Annotated in this window: 19 protein-coding genes, 1 pseudogene and 1 other annotated feature; of the genes and pseudogenes, 14 read left to right on the forward strand and 6 right to left on the reverse strand. The window is 50.1% G+C overall.

Going from position 1 to position 20,711, the window contains the following annotated elements; translation table 11 throughout:
• Positions 1-44 precede the first annotated feature (44 nt).
• Positions 45-710 (reverse strand): hexitol phosphatase HxpB, encoded by a 666-nt coding sequence (gene hxpB, locus JL661_RS07630; protein ID WP_004235335.1) that lies wholly within the window; start codon positions 708-710, stop codon positions 45-47.
• Between the two features lie 179 nt (positions 711-889).
• On the opposite strand from hxpB, the gene JL661_RS07635 reads away from it, so the two are divergent.
• The gene (locus tag JL661_RS07635) at positions 890-1,429 is read left to right on the forward strand and encodes a YniB family protein (protein WP_004235338.1); all 540 of its coding nucleotides are present in this window, start codon (positions 890-892) and stop codon (positions 1,427-1,429) included.
• Between the two features lie 71 nt (positions 1,430-1,500).
• On the opposite strand, the gene JL661_RS07640 is transcribed toward JL661_RS07635, so the two are convergent.
• The 5 genes from JL661_RS07640 to JL661_RS07660 all read right to left on the reverse strand — a co-directional run bounded on the left by JL661_RS07640 (position 1,501) and on the right by JL661_RS07660 (position 6,037).
• Complete coding sequence (locus JL661_RS07640) at positions 1,501-2,364, reverse strand: fructosamine kinase family protein (protein ID WP_004235340.1); 864 nt, start codon at positions 2,362-2,364, stop codon at positions 1,501-1,503.
• 193 nt (positions 2,365-2,557) lie between these two features.
• Positions 2,558-3,412, reverse strand: coding sequence for a metal ABC transporter permease (locus tag JL661_RS07645; protein ID WP_004235342.1), 855 nt, complete (start codon positions 3,410-3,412; stop codon positions 2,558-2,560).
• Positions 3,409-4,284, reverse strand: a complete 876-nt coding sequence (locus tag JL661_RS07650) for a metal ABC transporter permease (protein WP_062771511.1) — start codon at positions 4,282-4,284, stop codon at positions 3,409-3,411. Before JL661_RS07650 ends, JL661_RS07645 begins: the two co-directional genes overlap by 4 nt.
• Complete coding sequence (locus tag JL661_RS07655) at positions 4,281-5,165, reverse strand: manganese/iron ABC transporter ATP-binding protein (protein ID WP_004235346.1); 885 nt, start codon at positions 5,163-5,165, stop codon at positions 4,281-4,283. The genes JL661_RS07650 and JL661_RS07655 overlap by 4 nt, the downstream gene beginning before the upstream one ends.
• Positions 5,162-6,037 carry a metal ABC transporter substrate-binding protein gene (locus tag JL661_RS07660; RefSeq protein WP_218481045.1) on the reverse strand — a complete coding sequence of 292 codons (876 nt, stop codon included), beginning with the start codon at positions 6,035-6,037 and terminating at the stop codon, positions 5,162-5,164. The genes JL661_RS07655 and JL661_RS07660 overlap by 4 nt, the downstream gene beginning before the upstream one ends.
• A gap of 292 nt (positions 6,038-6,329) precedes the next feature.
• Here JL661_RS07660 and JL661_RS07665 point away from each other — a divergent pair, with 292 nt between their 5' ends.
• From JL661_RS07665 to arnC, 13 genes and pseudogenes are all read left to right on the forward strand, one after another.
• Positions 6,330-7,010: a transglycosylase SLT domain-containing protein gene (locus JL661_RS07665; protein WP_036417709.1), complete on the forward strand. Its 681-nt coding sequence runs from the start codon at positions 6,330-6,332 to the stop codon at positions 7,008-7,010.
• 453 nt (positions 7,011-7,463) lie between these two features.
• Positions 7,464-9,017 (forward strand): phosphoethanolamine transferase, encoded by a 1,554-nt coding sequence (locus JL661_RS07670; protein ID WP_225310076.1) that lies wholly within the window; start codon positions 7,464-7,466, stop codon positions 9,015-9,017.
• 332 nt (positions 9,018-9,349) lie between these two features.
• The gene (gene thrS / locus JL661_RS07675) at positions 9,350-11,281 is read left to right on the forward strand and encodes a threonine--tRNA ligase (RefSeq protein WP_004235354.1); all 1,932 of its coding nucleotides are present in this window, start codon (positions 9,350-9,352) and stop codon (positions 11,279-11,281) included.
• A 3-nt stretch (positions 11,282-11,284) separates the two neighbouring features.
• The gene (infC, locus tag JL661_RS07680; protein WP_071592720.1) at positions 11,285-11,824 is read left to right on the forward strand and encodes a translation initiation factor IF-3; all 540 of its coding nucleotides are present in this window, start codon (positions 11,285-11,287) and stop codon (positions 11,822-11,824) included.
• A gap of 91 nt (positions 11,825-11,915) precedes the next feature.
• Positions 11,916-12,113: a 50S ribosomal protein L35 gene (rpmI, locus tag JL661_RS07685; protein ID WP_004235358.1), complete on the forward strand. Its 198-nt coding sequence runs from the start codon at positions 11,916-11,918 to the stop codon at positions 12,111-12,113.
• Between the two features lie 39 nt (positions 12,114-12,152).
• A complete protein-coding gene (rplT, locus tag JL661_RS07690; RefSeq protein ID WP_004235362.1) occupies positions 12,153-12,509 on the forward strand; it encodes a 50S ribosomal protein L20 in 357 nt (118 codons plus the stop codon).
• Positions 12,510-12,652: 143 nt separating this feature from the next.
• Positions 12,653-12,778, forward strand: a sequence feature (Phe leader region).
• A gap of 89 nt (positions 12,779-12,867) precedes the next feature.
• On the forward strand, positions 12,868-13,851 hold the full coding sequence (gene pheS / locus JL661_RS07695; RefSeq protein ID WP_024473270.1) for a phenylalanine--tRNA ligase subunit alpha: 984 nt from the start codon (positions 12,868-12,870) through the stop codon (positions 13,849-13,851).
• A gap of 14 nt (positions 13,852-13,865) precedes the next feature.
• The gene (gene pheT / locus JL661_RS07700) at positions 13,866-16,253 is read left to right on the forward strand and encodes a phenylalanine--tRNA ligase subunit beta (RefSeq protein WP_024473269.1); all 2,388 of its coding nucleotides are present in this window, start codon (positions 13,866-13,868) and stop codon (positions 16,251-16,253) included.
• Between the two features lie 4 nt (positions 16,254-16,257).
• A complete protein-coding gene (ihfA, locus tag JL661_RS07705; protein ID WP_004235369.1) occupies positions 16,258-16,554 on the forward strand; it encodes an integration host factor subunit alpha in 297 nt (98 codons plus the stop codon).
• Between the two features lie 111 nt (positions 16,555-16,665).
• On the forward strand, positions 16,666-17,676 hold the full coding sequence (btuC, locus tag JL661_RS07710; RefSeq protein ID WP_004239981.1) for a vitamin B12 ABC transporter permease BtuC: 1,011 nt from the start codon (positions 16,666-16,668) through the stop codon (positions 17,674-17,676).
• A complete protein-coding gene (locus JL661_RS07715; RefSeq protein WP_036417707.1) occupies positions 17,676-18,449 on the forward strand; it encodes a vitamin B12 ABC transporter ATP-binding protein BtuD in 774 nt (257 codons plus the stop codon). Before btuC ends, JL661_RS07715 begins: the two co-directional genes overlap by 1 nt.
• 143 nt (positions 18,450-18,592) lie before the next feature.
• Positions 18,593-19,738: a UDP-4-amino-4-deoxy-L-arabinose aminotransferase gene (gene arnB, locus JL661_RS07720; RefSeq protein WP_004235375.1), complete on the forward strand. Its 1,146-nt coding sequence runs from the start codon at positions 18,593-18,595 to the stop codon at positions 19,736-19,738.
• A pseudogene (arnC, locus tag JL661_RS07725) lies at positions 19,739-20,674 on the forward strand (undecaprenyl-phosphate 4-deoxy-4-formamido-L-arabinose transferase); the annotation flags it as partial.
• Between the last annotated feature and the right edge of the window lie 37 nt (positions 20,675-20,711).

The raw sequence follows: 20,711 nt of genomic DNA on the forward strand, positions 1-20,711 counted from the left end.
TTCACTAACGGAGCAGGGCGGGATATTTCCCGCCACAAAAATAATCAGCGGACCATAGCCGCAGTCAGTTCGCTGAGCGATGACAGGCGGTAATCTGCCAGTGACCAGCGCGGGTCGGCGGCCATTTCAGCGGACGGAACCACAATGGAGCGCATGCGGGCGGCTTTACAGGCAATCATACCGTTAACGGAATCTTCCAGCGCCACGCACTGCACCGGCGGAACACCCAGTGCTTCAGCGGCATTCAGATAAACCTGCGGATGCGGCTTGCTGTAGGGCAGATCACCGGCAGACACCACCGCATCAAAATAATGGCGGATATTAAACATCTCCAGCACAGATTCCAGCATATAGAGCGGCGAGGCGGAAGCCAGAGCAATTTTCAGTCCCTGTGACTGACACAGGGAGAGCGCATGTTCCACACCGGGCAGAAGCGGACGCTCTTTTTCCACCATGGCAATTGTGGAATCAATAATCCGCTGAATGACCTCTTCTTTAGAGGGAGTCTGCCACGGCGAAACCTGATACCACAGCTCCACGACCTGGTCGATACGCAGACCCAGCAAATCGGGCAGCTTATCCCGCAGTGACATATCCAGGCCGATGCTGCTGAAAACCTGATTTTCGCTCTGAAGCCAGAATGGCTCGGAGTCAATCAGTAAACCATCCATATCAAAAACAGCGGCCTGTACCGGTAAGGTGTGGGACATAGTGTAGCTCCTGAGATCCTGCAATGAATTAAAACATTCTCTGATTGTAACAAGCCGGGGCAGAGAGTTCATTAAGTGACTTAATAATTTACGGGGTAAAAAAGTCCGGAATAATGATAATGATTTTCTCCTGATTTCTGCGCTATGATTACAGGGAAAAAATCAAATGAGGAAAGCGCATGACGCTGCAACAGGCACGCTGGGTTGCTGTATTTAAACGGGTGGCAGGCTGGGTGGTTTTTATTCCGGCCCTGATCTCAACCATTGTTTCGTTACTGAAACTGGCTCATCAGCAGAGTACCGGCAGTGATAAAATTAATGCCGTTATCGGGGATTTTATCAATGTGGTGACGGAAATGATCCGTGTGAATACACCGTTCCTGAACACATTCTGGAATAACTCCCCTGTACCGGATAAATTACTCGGTTTTGAAGGTCACAATCTGAGTTTTTTACTGATTTATATCCTGATGTTTGTGGGGCTGGCGCTGAGTGCATCCGGTATCCGTATGTCCCGGCAGGTAAAATTTATCCGCGAGAATATTGAAGATCAGGCCATTATTGAAAATGCCAGAGAGAGCGGAAAAACACCGGCGGATTTAATCGCCAAAATACGTATTCCGAATCACACTATTTTCCGGCAAATTTTTGTGCTGTATGTGCTGCCGGTATTTATCGGCGCAATTGCGTGGTTTTTAATTAAGTTCCTTAACTGGTAAGCAAAACAGCCTGAATAAAAAATACCCCGCAGAGTCTCTGACGGGGTATTTTTTTGTCTGTAAGACAGGGATTAACCGGCGAGAATATCGTCAATAATCGTCTGCGCACTCTGATAATAACGATCGCCAAATAAATGGCTGCGGTGAAGCTGATAATAGAGCTGATAGAGCGGCTGGCGCTCTAAGAAACCACTTTCCAGCGGCCAGACCTGCTGATAGCCGTCGAGGATTTGCATCGGCAGCTCAGGGAAAAAAGAGAGCATCGCCAGATCACACTCACGATCACCCCAGTAACACGCCGGGTCAAACGCGACTGTTCCGCCGTCAGCCACCGCCGCACAGTTTGACGGCCACAGATCGCCGTGGAGCAGGGATGGCTGCGGCTGGTGGTCAGACAGCTTTTGCTGTACACGCCGGATAATGCTGTCAATATCGCCGAAGATGATACCTTTTTCTTTCGCCAGCTGTAACTGCCAGCCAATCCGTTTTTCAGCAAAGAAAGAAGCCCATTTTTTATCCCAGGCATTCGGCTGGGGATTGGTACCCAGCAGGTTATCTTCATCGAAACCGTAACGGGGCTGTTCATGCCACTGGTGCAGACGCGCCAGCTGCTGCCCGAACATATAGGCGGAATGGGAATCAAAAGGCTTCAGCGGCAGATATTCCATAATCAGGAAGCTGAACTCTTTTGTCGACCCGACACCATAAACGGCGGGGGTTGTCAGTGTACGGCTGCGGCTGAGAGCATCAAGCTGCTCCGCCTCGGTTTTGAATACCTGCAACATGTCACGCCGGTTATATTTGATAAAAACCGGATGATCGCCGTAACGGGCACTCCGGGAACGGTGGATTTCACCGCCATCGAGTTGTTTCTTGTCAGAGAACGAGTGTTCGCCGAAATGTTCACTGAGTATACGTCCTGCTGCCTGCCACATGAGCCACCTCACTAAGCCGTCTATCAGTCAGTCTATCTTACCGCCGGAAAATAAAAGAAAAAAGCGGACATCTCACACAAATTACACAGTAAGAGCAGGGAAATACAGAAAAGGACAAAAACGGATGGCTGTTTCGGAAGAGTCCGGAAGCGGGGGATATCCCGGTGACAGAATATCCCCCGTGAACAGAAGGTCAGGCAACCTGTCTGCGGCGTTTGAGGGCGGATAACCGCAGCTGGTTATAAATCAGTGCCAGCACAAAATAGAGTGCCTGAACCAGGACAATACAGGCACCGGTGGCGCCGTCGATATGGAAGCTGACGACAGTGCCGATATAGCTGGAGCTGACAGAGACCAGAATCGCCACCAGGATCATTTTGCCGAAGCTGCGGCACAGCAGGAAGGCGATGATACCCGGAGAAATAAGCATAGCGATTACCAGAATGATCCCGACCGCCTGGAGAGAGGCGACGATGGTCAGTGCCAGCAGTGATAACAGCCCGTAGTGCAGCATGCGGACCGGCAGTCCGATAACCCGTGCCTGGTTGGGATCAAAGCAGTACAGCATGAAATCTTTGTATTTCACCATCAGTACCACCATGGTCAGCCCCGCGATAATCAGGGTCTGACGCAGTTCAGCCTGCGTGATCCCGAGGATGTTACCAAACAGAATGTGGGTCAGGTGTTGTTCGGTATCAATGCGGGTAAACAGTACCAGACCGAGGGCAAACATACCGGAGAACACAATCCCCATCACGGTATCTTCTTTGATCCGGCTGTGTTCTTTAAGGTAACCGGTGGCAAAAGCACAGAAAAGCCCTGATACAAACGCACCGATAATCAGCGGAATGCCCATCACGAAGGCCAGCACAATACCCGGCAGTACCGCATGGGAAATGGCATCCCCCATCAGCGACCAGCCCTTTAGCACCAGGAAGCAGGAGAGAACGGCACAGACCGCGCCGGTCAGAATAGCAGCAAACATAGCCCGCTGCATAAACGGAAAGGCAAACGGGTCAATAAACAGAGAGGTCAGAAAATCACTCATGAGTTTGTCTCCTGACGCAGTTTTGCTGATTCACGACGGGCACGGCGGCGGGCGGAGAGCATGCCGTGTTTTGGTGCGAAGAAGAAGGCAATCATGAAAACAATAGTCTGTAAGGTCACAATCATGCCGCCGGTCGCGCCGTTCAGAAAATAACTGATGTAGGCACCGGCACTGCTGGTGACTGCTCCTAAAACGACGGCGATAATCAGTAATTTTTTAAACTGATCGGTTAACAGATAGGCAGTGGCTCCCGGGGTAATCACCATCGCAATCACCAGAATCGCCCCGACTGTCTGGAGTGCCGCGACAGTACAGGCACTGAGCAGGGTAAAGAAAATAATTTTCAGTGCTAGCGGGTTCAGGCCGATAGAGCGGGCATGGGTTTCATCAAAGAAAACCACCAGCAGATCTTTCCAGATGAACATCAGTACGAGGAAAGAAACCGCAATAATAATTTCCACCTGCAGCATGTCCTCATCGGCAATCCCGAGGATATTCCCCATAATAATGGTCTGTACATTCACAGAGGTCGGGTTCAGGGAAACGATCAGCAGACCGGCGGCAAAGAAGGTGGAAAATATAAACCCGATCACCGCATCTTCCCGCAGGCGGGTCAGATGCCGGACAAAGGTCATGGAAAGGGCAGCGAGCATCCCGGTGAAGAACGCACCGACAGAGTAGGGGAAACCGAGAGCGTAAGCCCCCGCCACACCGGGAACCACAGAGTGGGAGAGGGCATCTCCCATCAGTGACCAGCCCTTGAGCATCAGGTAAGCGGACAGAAAGGCACACACCGCGCCCACAATACCGCTCACCCAGATGGCTTTCACCATATAGTTGTATTCAAACGGCTGAAGTAACAGCTCTGTCATGGCTGCTCTTCCTTACTGCCGGTCTTCACCGTCAGATTATCCTGATGGCCGTAGAAGACAGCGGCGCGTTCGTCATCGGTAATAACGGTCAGTGAACGCGGGTCATCGTCGTCATGCAGATCCGGCCCGGACAGATTGATATGACGCAGCACTCCGCCGAAGGTTCTTTCCAGGTTTTTCTGGGTAAACGTGGTGGCGGTCGGGCCGCTGTCGAGTACAGTACGGTTTATCAGAATCACATGGTCACAAAACTCCGGCACACTGCCGAGGTTGTGGGTGGAGACCAGCACCAGGTGCCCCTCTTCGCGCAGTGAGCGCAATAAATCGATAATGGCATTCTCTGTTTTGACATCCACGCCGGTAAACGGCTCATCCAGCAGCAATACTTTGCCGTTCTGTGCCAGGGCACGGGCCAGAAACACACGCTTTTTCTGACCGCCGGAAAGCTCGCCTATCTGACGGTGACCCAGCCCGGTAAGGCCGACACGTTCCAGTGCATCGGCGACAGCTTTTTTGTCTTCTTTACCGGGAATGCGCAGAAAACCCATTTTTCCGTAACGGCCCATCATCACCACATCAGAGACCAGGACCGGAAAGTTCCAGTCCACTTCTTCTGTCTGCGGGACATAGGCAATCACATTCTTTTTCAGCGCAGCACGCACCGGTTCATCATTCAGTGTCACCCGGCCCTGTGTCGGTGTGACCAGCCCCATAATAGTTTTAAACAGGGTGGATTTACCGCTGCCGTTAATACCGACGAGGGCGCAGATAGAGCCGCCCTCTATGCTGAAACTGGCATCAAAAATCGCGGTATGGCCGTTGTTATAAGTGACAGTGGCGTTATCGACAACCAGCTGTGGTTTGCTGAATTGATCACTCATTGATGAAATCCTTTGGCGATAGTATCTACAGTGGTATTGAGCAGATCAATATAGGTCGGAACAGGGCCGTCAGCGGCAGACAGGGAGTCCACATACAGTACGCCGCCGTACTCTGCACCGGTTTCTTTGGCGACCTGTTTAGCCGGTTTGTCGGAAATGGTGCTTTCGCTGAATACAACCGGAATTTTATATTCGCGGACGGTATCAATCATGTGGCGGACCTGTTGCGGTGTACCTTGCTCTTCTGCGTTAATCGGCCACAGGTATACTTCCTGAAAACCGTAGTCATTGGCCAGATAACTGAATGCGCCTTCACTGGTCGCCAGCCAGCGCTGATTTTCCGGGATATTGGCCAGACGGGCACGGAGCGGGGCATCAAGTGCTTTTATCTTCGCGGCATACTCAGCCGCATTTTTATTGTAGGTTTCCGCATTCGCCGGGTCATGTTTTACCAGCGCAGCCCGGATATTTTCGATGTACATCAGGGCATTGGTCGGGGACATCCAGGCATGCGGGTTCGGGTTACCGTTATAGGCGCCGCCACGGATGGAATTAGGGGTAATACCTTCGGTAATGACAACCGCCGGGACATCCTGTAAATTTTCAAAGAAGCGCTCAAACCAGCGCTCCAGATTCAGGCCGTTCCACAGGATAAGATCCGCATCCTGCGCCCGCATAATGTCTTTCGGGGTTGGCTGGTAGTCATGGATTTCGGCACCGGGTTTGGTGATGGATTCCACAACAGCGGCATCACCGGCCACATTCTGCGCCATATCCTGAATAATGGTGAAGGTGGTTACGACCTTAAATTTTTTTCTCCGCCGCAGCGGCATACCCGCCGACCGCGCACAGGGTAAGCAGCAGCACAGCATGGCGGAATATCTGTGTCAGGGACGGAAGGGAAAACGTATTTTGTTTTTTGTTCATTTTATCAGCCTGCCTGGTTAAAGTGTGACAATCACTAAGGATATCGTTATTGATAATGATTATCAATATCATTTGATGTTGTCAAGCACTTCCGCAATATCTTTATAACATTCAGTACGATCGATTCACACTATGCTATGAATCACATAAAATGTAAAAGTTAAGTAAACTCCTTTTGGTTTATGTGTGTTTTCAGTATTCTTAGCTTCGTCAGAATGCCGGATAAAGGGTAACAGAGTGAAAAAAACCGTTAGTGTGATTGCTTTAGCATTATTGTTGGCGGGCTGCTCAGGAAGCAGCAAACAGTCCCGTACCGGTTCCGGTGGCTGGATAACGCCGCCATCGTCCGGCATCAGTGATTATTCCGCCTATCCGGCAAAGGGCAGTGGCGTCTATCCGGCCACTCCGTTTGATCAGTTTATCCGCCAGGCATCCAACCGTTATGAAGTCGATGAAACACTGATCCGCGCCATTATTGAGGTGGAATCGTCTTACCGGCCGGATGTGATCAGCAAATCCAACGCTGTGGGTCTGATGCAGATTAAAGCCTCAACCGCCGGGCGCGATGCCTATCGTGTGAAGGGCCGTAACGGCGAGCCGAGCACCCGTGAACTGCTGGATCCGCAAACCAATATCGACATCGGTACCACCTACATCCGGATTATCCGTGACCAGCATCTGGCCGGCATTACTGACCCGCAAACTCTCAATTACGCAACGATTGTCTCTTATGTTAACGGCGCCGGCGCATTGCTGCGTACGTTTGATAACAACCGGGCACTGGCGATTGAAAAAATTAACGCGCTGTCAGCCGATGAATTTTATGAGCATGTGCAGAGCAAACACCCTGCGTCACAGGCTCCCCGTTATCTGTGGAAAGTGAAAAACGCGTACCGCGCACTGGCGATGGCTGACTGATCCTCTGATTTTTTCCTTCATAAATTATTTTTCCGTTGCAGTGTGAATCTGCAGCGGAATTGTCCCGCTGCAAAAAATCCGTCTGACCTTTTTACATGGCACGCCCGTTTCCTGTGTATAAAAAGCATACGACCTGCATCATTAATAATGAAGAAAAGAATGGGGGAGTGTGAGGAATTGCGTGTTGTGCGGAAAAAATAAAAAAAAAAGCCCTGATTCAGGATCAGGGCAAGAGAAATACCAAAAGTTCACTTATCTCTACTACGGACGGAGTATAACGGACAACATTTTACAATTGGTGAATTAACAATGATAAATTGTATCAATGTTTTACCTGGTAGTTCTGTGGTGTGAATAATTGAGGGCTGTGATTGTTACAAAGCGGTCGTCCCCGGAGGAAAGTCCCGTTATAATGCGGGACTTTCTCTGTACTGATAATTAAAATTGCCGGGTATGATGACAACACGTATGTTACGGATTTTTATTGCGACAGCCGGACTTTTTCTGTTTCTGTCGGTTCTGCATTTAAGTTTTGGTTATGAATATAAGTTTATTTATGTTCTCAGTGCGGCAGCACTGTTTACATTTTGCCTGTCATTCAGCCGGGTGCTGTATGTTCTGCTGCTGACGATATATTTACTTTTGGGCCTTATTTACGGGGCGGTGGGGATCAATTACGGTTATCCCGATGTGAATGCGGTTGGTTCACTGATGTATACGGATAACGGTGAATCACTGGAATATATTGCCGGGCTGCCTTTTAAAACCTATCTGTATCTTGCCGGGCTGCTGGTATCTGCAGGTTGTGCACTGCTGATGAAGCCGCTGAAAAAACGTCATCAGCGAATTGTACTGTTTACCGTCTTTTTTATTACCGCATTCTGGTCATCCTCAAAAGATTATATTCAGGGAAAATCGGAAGGATTTGTCTCGGTATTTAAGTCCGGTTTGCCGGAAATCCGTTTTTTCCGTGACAGTTATGAAAGTTATGTGCAAATCCGCAAAGATAATCTGCGCTATGCCAAGGTTATTGAAACCAGTGATCACTGGAATCCGCAAGTTACAGAGACCGGTTATGACACCTATATTCTTGTCATCGGTGAAAGTGTCCGCAAAGATTTTATGCATGCATTCGGTTTTGAATTACACCCGAATACACCGTGGATGAGCAGCCGTAACGGCTTGTTTTTCGATAACTATATTTCTGCGTCTGGCTCCACCACACTCTCTCTGACAAATGCACTTGCTGTCCGTGAAGGGAATGTGACAAACCTGAGTGATAATCTTGTCGCACTGGCGAATAAAGCCGGCTTTCATACATACTGGATTTCAAATCAGCATATGAAAGGCATTTATGATTCTCCGGTGGGAATTATGGGGAAAAAAGCCGGTTTTTATCATTTTCTCGCCCCGAACCGTTCGGATAAAGGCGGGCCGGATGAAATGCTGCTGCCGTTCGTCCGCGATGCGCTGGCAGAGAAGAACGGTAAAAAACTGATTGTGGTGCATTTAATCGGTTCTCATCCGCAACCCTGCGGAAGACTGACTGAAAATTTCGATAAATTTATCGGTTCCCGTAATATTTCCTGCTATATCAAAAGTATTGAGAATACCGATAAATTACTGTCCGATATTGCCGCGATGGCAGGGCAGGAGCATCAGCGCTGGACAATGGCTTACTTCTCTGACCACGGTCTGCTGTTTACGGATAAGGGCACGGAGAATACCAATCTGACACACGGCGACAGCATGAAACAAAATTTTCAGGTGCCGTTCTTTATTACTGCGTTTGATGCACAGTCACAAAACCGTATAACACATTTCCGCAGCGGATTATCGATGTTGCCGCTGCTGAGTCAGTGGATGGGCATAAAAGAGGCTAGGCTGGATAATCATTGTGACTGGTTGCGGGATACGCAATGTGCCGGCCAAAAGAGTGTGGTGAATTTTAAAAATGAACTGAAATCATTTGATTCATTACCTGAAGATAATCTGGTTCTTCCCTGAAAACGGCCTGCGGCGGATTCTGACAGTACAAAAAAATGATTTAAAATCCGCCGCAGGCACTGTTTTAAAAAGGAAATGTTCATAATTCCTGCATTCTTTGTGACACGGCACACTTTTTCAGATACCTGGTCACATAAATCTATTAATCCTTATTTGCTGTGCTAGTATGGATTTTGAGTTCCGGCAAGGGCGCCCGGCAGATTATGATCCGCAGGTGTGACCCGGCTTGCAATGTACGCAAGAAATTGCCGGTAACGTACTGAAAATCAAATAAATGAGATTTCTATATGTGATCTTACGTATGGGTCACCACTGTAGATAAGGATTTAAAAATGCCTGTAATTACTCTTCCTGACGGCAGTCAGCGCCAGTTTAACCATCCTGTTTCTGTCCTTGATGTTGCGAATGATATCGGTGCCGGTCTGGCGAAAGCCTGTATCGCGGGTCGTGTCAACGGTACGCTGGTCGATGCCTGCGACATGATTGAACACGATGCAAATTTAGCCATTATCACCGCCAAAGACGAGGAAGGACTGGAAATTATCCGTCACTCCTGTGCTCACCTGTTAGGCCATGCCATCAAACAATTATGGCCGAACACCCGCATGGCGATTGGTCCGGTAATCGATAACGGTTTCTATTATGACGTTGATCTTGATGAGTCACTGACCCAGGAAGACCTCGAGAAACTCGAACAGCGGATGATGGAGCTCGCCAAAAAAGATTATGACGTCGTTAAAAAACGCGTCACATGGGGCGAGGCCCGCGAGACGTTTGTTTCCCGCGGCGAAGATTACAAGGTTGAAATTCTGGACGAAAATATCGGTCAGGATGAGCATCCTGCGCTGTATTTCCATGAAGAATATGTCGATATGTGCCGTGGTCCGCACGTACCGAATATGCGCTTCTGCCATAACTTCAAATTACAGAAAGTGGCCGGTGCCTACTGGCGCGGCGACAGCGAAAACAAAATGCTGCAGCGTATTTACGGCACAGCGTGGGGCGATAAGAAGCAGTTAGCCGCTTATCTGCAGCGCCTGGAAGAAGCCGCAAAACGTGACCACCGTAAAATCGGTAAGCAGCTTGACCTGTATCATATGCAGGAAGAAGCGCCTGGTATGGCGTTCTGGCATAACGACGGCTGGACAATTTTCCGTGAGCTGGAAGTGTTCGTCCGTGTGAAACTGAAAGAGTACGATTACCAGGAAGTGAAAGGTCCGTTTATGATGGACCGCGTTCTGTGGGAAAAAACAGGACACTGGGAAAACTATAAAGAGCACATGTTCACAACCTCTTCCGAGAACCGTGAATACTGCATTAAGCCGATGAACTGTCCGGGTCATATTCAGATCTTCAACCAGGGTCTGCGTTCTTACCGTGATCTGCCGCTGCGTATGGCGGAGTTCGGCAGCTGCCACCGTAACGAATCTTCCGGTGCACTGCACGGCCTGATGCGTGTCCGCGGCTTTACTCAGGATGATGCGCACATCTTCTGTACAGAAGAGCAGGTAATGGACGAAGTCAGTTCCTGTATCCGCATGGTCTATGACATGTACTCCACTTTCGGCTTTAAAAAGATTGTGGTTAAACTGTCCACCCGTCCGGAAAAACGCATCGGTTCTGATGTCCAGTGGGACAAAGCCGAAGCTGACCTGGCAAGTGCACTGAAAGAAAACAACATCGAATTCGAATATCTGCCGGGCGAAGGTGCCTTCTACGGGCCGAAAATTGAATTTACTTTGTATGATTGTTTGGATCGTGCATGGCAATGTGGTACAGTGCAGCTCGATTTCTCTCTGCCGGCTCGTCTGGGGGCAACTTATGTTGCCGAAAACAATGAACGCGTGACCCCGGTGATGATTCACCGCGCGATCTTAGGCTCGATGGAGCGCTTCATTGGTATCCTGACTGAAGAAACTGCCGGTTTCTTCCCGACATGGTTAGCGCCTAACCAGGTAGTGGTGATGAACATCACTGATTCTCAGGCCGATTATGTCCAGAAAGTCGTCAAAGAACTGCAGGATGCCGGAATTCGTGCAAAAGCAGACTTGAGAAATGAGAAGATTGGCTTTAAAATTCGCGAACACACGCTACGTCGTGTTCCGTATATGCTGGTCTGCGGTGATAAAGAGATGGAAACAGGCGAAGTGTCTGTTCGTACCCGCCGCGGCAACGATCTTGGCAGCATAAACGTGAGCGAATTTAAAGACGCACTGCTTGAAGAAATTCGCAGTCGCAGACTTGAAGAACAACCGGAGGAATAAGGTATTAAAGGCGGAAAAAGAATTCAAACAGCACGTCCGAACCGTATCAATACGGAAATCCGTGTCAATGAAGTTCGTTTAACTGGTCTTGAAGGCGAGCAGCTTGGTGTTGTCAGCCTGAGAGAAGCTCTTGAGAAAGCCGAGGAAGCCGGGGTTGATTTAGTTGAAATCAGCCCTAATGCCGAACCGCCCGTTTGCCGTATCATGGATTACGGCAAATTCCTCTACGAGAAAAGCAAATCGGCTAAAGAGCAGAAGAAGAAACAAAAAGTTATTCAGGTTAAGGAAATCAAATTCCGTCCTGGCACAGATGAAGGCGACTATCAGGTCAAACTACGCAACCTGGTTCGTTTTCTTGAAGATGGCGATAAAGCCAAAATCACACTGCGGTTCCGTGGTCGTGAAATGGCGCACCAGCAGATTGGTATTGAAGTGCTTAACCGCATCAAAGACGATCTGAGTGAATTAGCTTCCGTCGAATCCTTCCCGTCGAAGATCGAAGGTCGCCAGATGATCATGGTGCTCGCTCCTAAGAAGAAATAGTCCGGCAATCCAAGTAATAAATGCCGGGGGCAACCCCGGCTTTTATTCGCCGGATTAATTCGTTGTTTAACAATGCGAAGTGGAAATAAAAATGCCAAAGATTAAAACTGTACGTGGTGCAGCTAAGCGTTTCAAAAAAACCGCTAAAGGTGGTTTCAAGCGTAAGCATGCTAACCTCCGTCATATCCTGACTAAAAAATCAACTAAGCGTAAACGTCATTTACGTCCGAAAGGTATGGTCTCCAAAGGGGATCTGGGTTTAGTTGTCGCTTGCCTGCCATACGCATAAGCAAGTTTTTAGCAAAGTTTACGACTTTAGGAGATTAGTATGGCTCGTGTAAAACGTGGTGTCATTGCTCGCGCACGTCACAAAAAAATTCTGAAACAAGCGAAAGGTTACTACGGTGCCCGTTCGCGCGTTTATCGTGTTGCCTTCCAGGCAGTAATCAAAGCTGGCCAGTATGCTTACCGTGACCGTCGTCAGCGTAAGCGTCAGTTCCGTCAGCTGTGGATTGCACGTATCAACGCAGCAGCTCGTCAGAATGGTCTGTCTTACAGCCGTTTCATCAACGGTCTGAAAAAGGCATCCATCGAAATCGATCGTAAGATCTTAGCCGATATCGCTGTATTCGATAAAGCCGCATTTACTGCGCTGGTCGAAAAAGCAAAAGGCGCTCTGGCGTAATTGTTCAGACAAAAGAGGGAGCTTGCTCCCTCTTTTGCTATCCGGCAGAAAAAATCTGTGAAATGAATAATTTGTCATTGTATATCCGTATGTTTTTCGCGTAATATGACAAAATACATCCGGTTAACTGATAAATAGTTGAGAAAATGAATAATATCGTTTCTTTCCGCTTCTTTTTTTACTTTAGCGCCTGAACTCAGGGGGCTTTGCGCGTAAAAAAAGAAACGAAAAGTAACGCCGTAAGCCTCCAGTTTGGAGGCTTTTTTGTTTCAGGGGCTTGCCGGAGCGGGTGAGATAATCACGTCCGGCAGCACCGTCGTCATAATTGAAGACCACAGGGTCAGAGGAATAGGAAAACATGCCACATCTCGCTGAACTGGTTGCTCAGGCAAAAGCAGCCGTCGAAGAGGCAAAGGATGTTGCAGCGCTGGAATCGGTACGTGTTGAATACCTGGGTAAGAAAGGGCATTTAACCTTACAGATGCAATCGCTGCGGGATCTGCCGCCGGAAGATCGTCCTGCTGCGGGTGCAGTGATTAACGAAGCCAAACAAGAAGTTCAGACCGCACTGAATGCCCGCAAAGATTCCCTGGAATCTGCGGCGCTGAATGCCCGTCTGGCTGAAGAGCGGATTGATGTCTCTCTGCCGGGACGCCGCATGGAAAATGGCGGTCTGCATCCGGTCACGCGTACGATTGAGCGTATCGAAACCTTTTTCAGCGAACTGGGTTTTTCTGTTGAATCCGGCCCTGAAATCGAAGACGACTATCATAACTTTGACGCACTGAATATTCCGGCACACCATCCGGCACGTGCTGATCACGATACCTTCTGGTTTGACGCCAAACGTCTGCTGCGTACGCAGACCTCCGGCGTGCAGATCCGTACCATGAAAGATAAACAGCCGCCAATCCGCATTATTGCGCCGGGCCGTGTTTACCGTAATGACTACGATCAGACTCACACCCCGATGTTCCATCAGACAGAAGGTCTGATTGTGGATACTGATATCAGTTTCACTAATCTTAAAGGCACACTGCATGATTTCCTGAATCATTTCTTTGAAGAAGAAGTGCAGGTGCGTTTCCGTCCGTCCTACTTCCCGTTCACTGAACCGTCAGCGGAAGTGGATGTGATGGGTAAAAACGGCAAATGGCTGGAAGTGCTGGGCTGCGGGATGGTACATCCGAATGTGCTGCGCAATGTCGGTATTGACCCGGACATTTACTCCGGTTTCGCTTTTGGTATGGGGATGGAGCGCCTGACTATGCTGCGCTACGGCGTGAGCGATTTACGCGCATTCTTCGAAAATGACCTTCGTTTCCTCAAGCAATTCAAATAAGGCGGGATACTCTCATGAAATTCAGTGAACTCTGGTTACGCGAATGGGTAAACCCGGCTGTCAGCAGCGACGCGTTATCTGATCAGATTACCATGGCCGGCCTGGAAGTGGACGGCACAGAAGCCGTTGCCGGTCAGTTTAACGGTGTGGTTATCGGGGAAGTGGTTGAGTGCGGACAGCACCCGAACGCCGATAAACTGCGTGTGACAAAAGTGAATACCGGCGGTGACCGCCTGCTCGATATTGTTTGCGGCGCGCCAAACTGCCGTCAGGGGCTGCGTGTGGCTGTTGCGACAGTCGGTGCGGTCTTACCGGGCGATTTTAAAATCAAAGCTGCCAAACTGCGCGGCGAGCCGTCAGAAGGTATGCTCTGCTCATTCTCTGAGCTGGGTATCAGCGCTGACCACAGTGGTATTATTGAATTACCGGCAGATGCGCCAATCGGTACCGATCTGCGCGACTATATGAAGCTGGATGATACCGCGATTGAAATCAGCATCACACCAAACCGTGCGGACTGCCTGAGCATCCGTGGTGTGGCCCGTGATGTGGCGGTTCTCAATAAGATGGATTATCAGGCTCCGGATATGTCCCCGGTCGCCGCTGTCCATCAGGACACGTTCCCTATCCGTGTTGATGCGCCGCAGGCGTGTCCGCGTTTTACCGGACGTGTGATTAAAAACGTCGATGTGACAGCAAAAACTCCGCTGTGGATGGTGGAAAAACTGCGCCGCGGCGGCATCCGTTCTATCGATCCGGTCGTGGATATCACCAACTACGTTCTGCTGGAGCTGGGTCAGCCGCAGCATGCTTATGATCTGGATACCCTTGAGGGTGAACTGATTGTCCGCATGGCAGAGCAGGGTGAGAAACTGACGCTGCTGGACGGCAACGAAGTTACACTGACAGATAACATTCTGGTGATTGCAGATCGCCGTGGTGCGCTGGGTATGGCCGGTATTTTCGGCGGCGAGCACTCTGGTGTGTCTGACACCACTAAAAATATCCTGCTGGAAACCGCATTCTTTAACCCGCTGGCTATCACCGGCCGTGCACGTCAGTATGGTCTGCATACCGATGCTTCACACCGTTTTGAGCGCGGCGTGGACCCGCAGTTACAGCGTATCGCGGCTGAGCGTACCACCCGTCTGATTCTGGATATCTGCGGCGGTGAGCCGGGCGAAATCATTGAAGTGGTTTCTGAGGCTGATTTACCGAAAACGGCAACGATCACACTGACCCGTAACAAGCTTGACCGTCTGATCGGCCATCATGTGGATGATGCGCAGGTAACGGATATTCTGACCCGCCTGGGTTGTGATGTGAAAATGTCTCAGGATCAGTGGCTGGTGACTGCGCCGTCATGGCGTTTCGACATGGAAATTGAGGAAGATCTGGTGGAAGAAGTGGCCCGTATTTACGGCTACAACAATATCCCGGATGTTCCGCTGCGCGCTGACCTGATTATGACCTCTCGTCACGAAGCACATCTGCCGCTTAAGCGTGTGAAAACACTGCTGGTTGACCGTGGCTTCCAGGAAGCGATTACCTACAGTTTCGTCGACCCGAAAATTCAGACCCTGCTGCACCCGGGTCAGGACGCGATTATTCTGCCGAACCCGATTTCTGCAGATATGTCAGCCATGCGTCTGTCATTGCTGACCGGCCTGTTAAGCACTGTTGTGTATAACCAGAACCGTCAGCAGAGCCGTGTCCGCCTGTTTGAATCCGGTCTGCGCTTTGTACCGGATGCGGCCGCAGACCTCGGGATCCGTCAGGAAACCATGCTGGCAGGCGTTATCGCCGGTAACCGTAATGAAGAACACTGGTCATCGGAAAAACAGGTCGTTGATTTTTATGATTTAAAAGGTGATCTGGAAGCCATTTTGGAATTGACTGGCAAATTAGATCGTGTATCGTTTAAAGCAACGACAAATCCGGCCCTCCATCCGGGACAAGGTGCTGAGATTTATCTGGAAGATGAGCATATTGGTTATATCGGTGTGGTTCATCCGGAACTGGAGAAAAAACTGGATCTCAACGGCCGTACGGTTGTCTTTGAAATCCGCTGGGACGCACTGACAAACCGTATTATTCCTGAGGCTGAAGCAATTTCACGCTTCCCTGCGAACCGCCGGGATATCGCCATCGTTGTGCCGGAAAACGTCGCTGCACAAGACATTCTGAACGAATGTAAAAAAGTTGGCGTAAATCAGTTAGTTGGCATAAACTTATTTGACGTGTACTGTGGTAAGGGTGTTGCTGAGGGTTATAAGAGTCTGGCGATCAGTCTGACCTTACAGGATACAGAGCGTACACTTGAAGAAGATGAAATTGCAGCAACCGTAAACAAATGCGTTGCCGCGTTGCAACAGCGATTTAAAGCATCCTTGAGGGACTAAACCTATGGCGCTTACTAAAGCTGAAATGTCAGAAAATCTGTCGGAAAAACTGGACCTGAGCAAACGCGATGCGAAGGACCTGGTAGAACTGTTTTTTGAAGAGGTACGCCGTTCTCTTGAGAATGGTGAGCAGGTGAAATTATCCGGTTTCGGAAACTTTGATCTGCGGGACAAGAATCAGCGTCCGGGCCGTAACCCTAAAACGGGTGAAGATATTCCTATCACAGCCCGTCGTGTTGTCACTTTCCGTCCGGGGCAGAAACTGAAAGCCAAGGTCGAAAAATCGACACCGAAAGAGTAAGACCTGAAACGACCTCTTATGAGGTCGTTTTCTTTTCTGTGGTTTGTCAGACATTAACCTCCTTCTGACTCAGGTATACTATCTCCCGTCTTGATTAATGACAGGGATCTCATGCATATTCACAACCCCATCACGAAGCTGGTACAGACGCGGAAAAAGCGGGATGTACAGCGCATAATTCTTCTTTCTGTTACCTTGCTGATAATGATCGCCGTTGCACTGTGCGCCGGTGAGATGTGGATTTTACCGGACCAGTGGTTATCTGAAACCGCGCAGTTATTTGTCTGGGATCTGCGTTTCCCGCGTGTGCTGGCGGTGATTGCGGTGGGGGCTGGGCTGGCAATGGCCGGTGCGGTGATGCAGGCCATTTTTGAAAACCCGCTGGCGGAACCGGGGCTGCTCGGCGTGAGTAACGGTGCCGGGGTGTTTGTTGTCTTTATCGTCCTGTTTTTCAAAGGCATGCCGCCGCTGTGGGTGCTGGGGGGCGGGGCGGTGATCGGGGCGACACTGCTGACACTGATTTTACTCTGGTTTGCTCATTTCCGGCGACTGAGTAACAGCCAGCTGCTGCTGGTCGGCGTGGCTCTCGGGGTTATCTGCGGCGCATTTATGACCTGGATGGTGTATTTCAGCACCAGTCTGGATTTACGCCAGCTGATGTACTGGATGATGGGAAGTTTTTCCGGGGCGGACTGGCGGCTCAGTCCGTTGCTGGCGGCGATAGCGGTGGTGGCCGTGTGGCTGCTGTGGCAGGCACCGGTGCTTAACTATCTTGCGTTGGGCGAGGTTAATGCCCAGCAGCTCGGGGTATCGGCACACCGCTGGCGCAATGTGTTTATTATTGCCGTCGGGTTGCTGATCGGCCTGAGTGTGGCGGTGGCCGGCGCTATCAGCTTTATCGGGCTGATTATCCCGCATATGCTGCGGCTGATGGGTATTACTGATCACCGGACATTATTACCCGCCTGTGCATTATTTGGTGCCGTCAGTCTGTTGCTGGCGGATTTATGCTCACGGCTGATTTTATCCAATGCCGAAATTCCGATCGGCGTGGTGACTGCAACCATCGGCGCACCGGCCTTTATTTATCTGCTGACCCGGCATCACGGAGGACGCCGCTGATGAATAATCTGTTACTTGATGTCAGCGGGATCCACATCGGCCGCCGTCTTACCTGTGATGCCCTGCAATTTTTTGCCGGACAGCAAATCCATCTGCTGGGACCGAACGGCTCCGGCAAGAGTACTCTGCTGGCCGCACTGGCGGATGCTGTGCGTTATGAGGGGCAAATCCGCTACCGCGGTACGGACTTAAAATCGATCCCCAAACGGCAGCAGGCACAGTTCCGTGCGTATCTGACCCAAACCACCGATTGTGTCCCGGTGATGACGGTGTTTCAGTATCTGCAGCTCTATATGCCGGCGGTGCAGGAAAATACACAGCTTATTTATCAGTTGTGCGGCGATTTTCAGCTGGAGCTGTTACTGCCGCGTATGCTGACGCAATTATCCGGCGGTGAATGGCAGCGGGTGAAAATAGCGGCGATATTTCTGCAATTATGGACAACGGATGACTTGTCCGGGAAATACTTATTACTGGATGAGCCGCGTAACCACCTGGATATTACCCAGCAGGCGATGCTGGATAAATGGATAGCCCGGTTTTGTGAACAGCAGGGAACGATTATTACCAGCGGTCATGATTTAAACCACAGTTATCTGCATGCCGATGCGGTGGTGTTACTTAAAGCCGGTCAGTTACTTGCCGCCGGTGAAACTCAGATAATTATGACTGAAGATATCTTGAGCGAACTTTTTCAGTCTGAAATAAAAAGTATCAGACCAATACAAGAAACACAGTGGCAAATAACAGATTGGCATCAACAACGGCGCTGATTTTTGTTATGCTGTCACATATATTTGTTGTTATGTAGTCGCTGTAAAGATTAAGAATTGTTTAAACGAAGCCCTGGTGTTGAGCGTCAATTGAATCAATTCAGGATATAATCATCACTTCCGATTCTTATTAGGTTGTATTTATGCTTGAGTTTCTTCCGTTTTCCCGGCCAGCTATCGGCGAGTCAGAGATCGCGGCTGTTGAAAAAGTACTGCGTTCCGGCTGGATCACCACCGGCCCGCAAAATCAGCAGCTGGAAGCGGATTTCTGTCAGCGTTTCGGCTGTAAACACGCCATTGCTCTGGCATCCGCAACTGCCGGTATGCATGTTGCGCTGATGGCACTGGGTGTCGGCCCGGGAGATGAAGTGATCACGCCTTCACAGACCTGGGTTTCCACCATCAATATGATCGAGCTGCTCGGCGCGGTACCGGTGATGATTGATGTTGACCGCGACACACTGATGATTCAGCCGGATGACGTCCGTACGGCGATTACCCCGAAGACCAAAGTCATCATTCCTGTTCATTATGCCGGAGCGCCCTGTGATTTGGTTGCTTTACGTGCTATTGCGCAGGAACACAATATTTTCCTGCTGGAAGATGCCGCACATGCCGTTGGTACCCGTTACCGTGACGAGTGGATCGGCGAAAAAGGCACCGCTATTTTCTCTTTCCACGCGATTAAAAACGTCACCTGCGCGGAAGGCGGATTAATTACTACAGATAACGATGAACTTGCACAGCGTATCCGCTGTCTTAAGTTCCACGGGCTGGGTGTGGATGCGTTTGACCGTCAGATGCAGGGCCGCAAACCGCAGGCAGAAGTGGTCGAACCGGGGTTCAAATATAACCTGTCAGATATCCACGCCGCGATTGCGGTGGTGCAGCTGAGCCGGATGGACGAACTGAACGCACGCCGCGCACACCTGGCACAGCTTTACCGTGAAGCCCTGGAGGGGCTGCCGGTTAAATTGTTATCCGTGCCGGATTACCCGCATCTGCATGCCAATCATCTGCTGATGATTCGTGTGGATAAAGCGGTCTGCGGCATCGATCGCGATACCTTTATGGAGCAGTTAAAAGCGGTCAATATCGGGACAGGTCTGCATTTCCGTGCAGCTCATACCCAGAAATATTACCGGGAACGGTACCCGTCATTATCACTGCCGAATTCGGAGTGGAACACCGCGACATTATGTTCGCTGCCGTTCTTCCCGGATATGAAAGACAGTGATGTGACCCGTGTGACAGACGCAATCAGAGCTATTCTTGCGGAGCAGAAATAAGTGTCATTTAACGAAATTAAGAAAGTCTCAGTGGTAATTCCGGTTTACAACGAGGAAGAGAGTCTCCCTCAGTTGCTGGAACGTACAATCAAAGCCTGTCAGTCGCTGAAGCAGGCGTATGAAATTGTGCTGGTGGATGACGGCAGCCGTGACCGTTCAGCAGAAATGCTGACGCAGGCGGCAGAGATCCCTGAAAACCATGTGGTTGCTGTCCTGCTGAACCGTAACTACGGCCAGCATTCCGCAATTATGGCGGGTTTCAGACAGGCCGGTGGTGATTTGGTGATCACCATGGATGCGGATTTACAGAATCCGCCGGAAGAGATCCCGCGTCTGGTTGAAAAAGCAGAAGAGGGCTATGACGTGGTCGGCACACGCCGCGCAAACCGTCAGGACTCCTGGTTCCGCAAAACCGCCTCAAAAATGATCAACAAAATGATCATCGCCGCAACCGGCAGCGCTATGGGTGACTACGGCTGTATGCTGCGTGCGTACCGCCGTCATATCATCGATGCGATGTTACAGTGTCATGAGCGCAGCACCTTTATTCCTATTCTGGCAAATACCTTTGCCCGTAAAACGATTGAGATTGATGTTAAACACGCAGAACGTGAGTTCGGGGACTCAAAATACAGTTTCCTCAAACTGATCAATCTGATGTATGACCTGCTGACCTGCCTGACTACCGCGCCGCTGCGCCTGTTAAGCATTGTCGGCAGTATCATCGCGGCGTCCGGTTTCCTGCTGGCGCTGTTACTGATTATTCTGCGCGTGGCTTTCGGCGCGCTGTGGGCGGCAGAGGGAGTGTTTACCCTGTTCGCCATCTTATTTATGTTTATCGGCGCACAATTCGTGGCAATGGGTCTGCTCGGGGAATATATCGGGCGGATTTATAACGATGTTCGTGCACGTCCCCGGTATTTTATTCAAAAAGTGGTCGGCGCTCAGGCGAAAGAGACCAGTGAAACTGAAA

Source organism: Morganella morganii (assembly GCF_019243775.1).
Lineage (GTDB): Bacteria > Pseudomonadota > Gammaproteobacteria > Enterobacterales > Enterobacteriaceae > Morganella > Morganella morganii.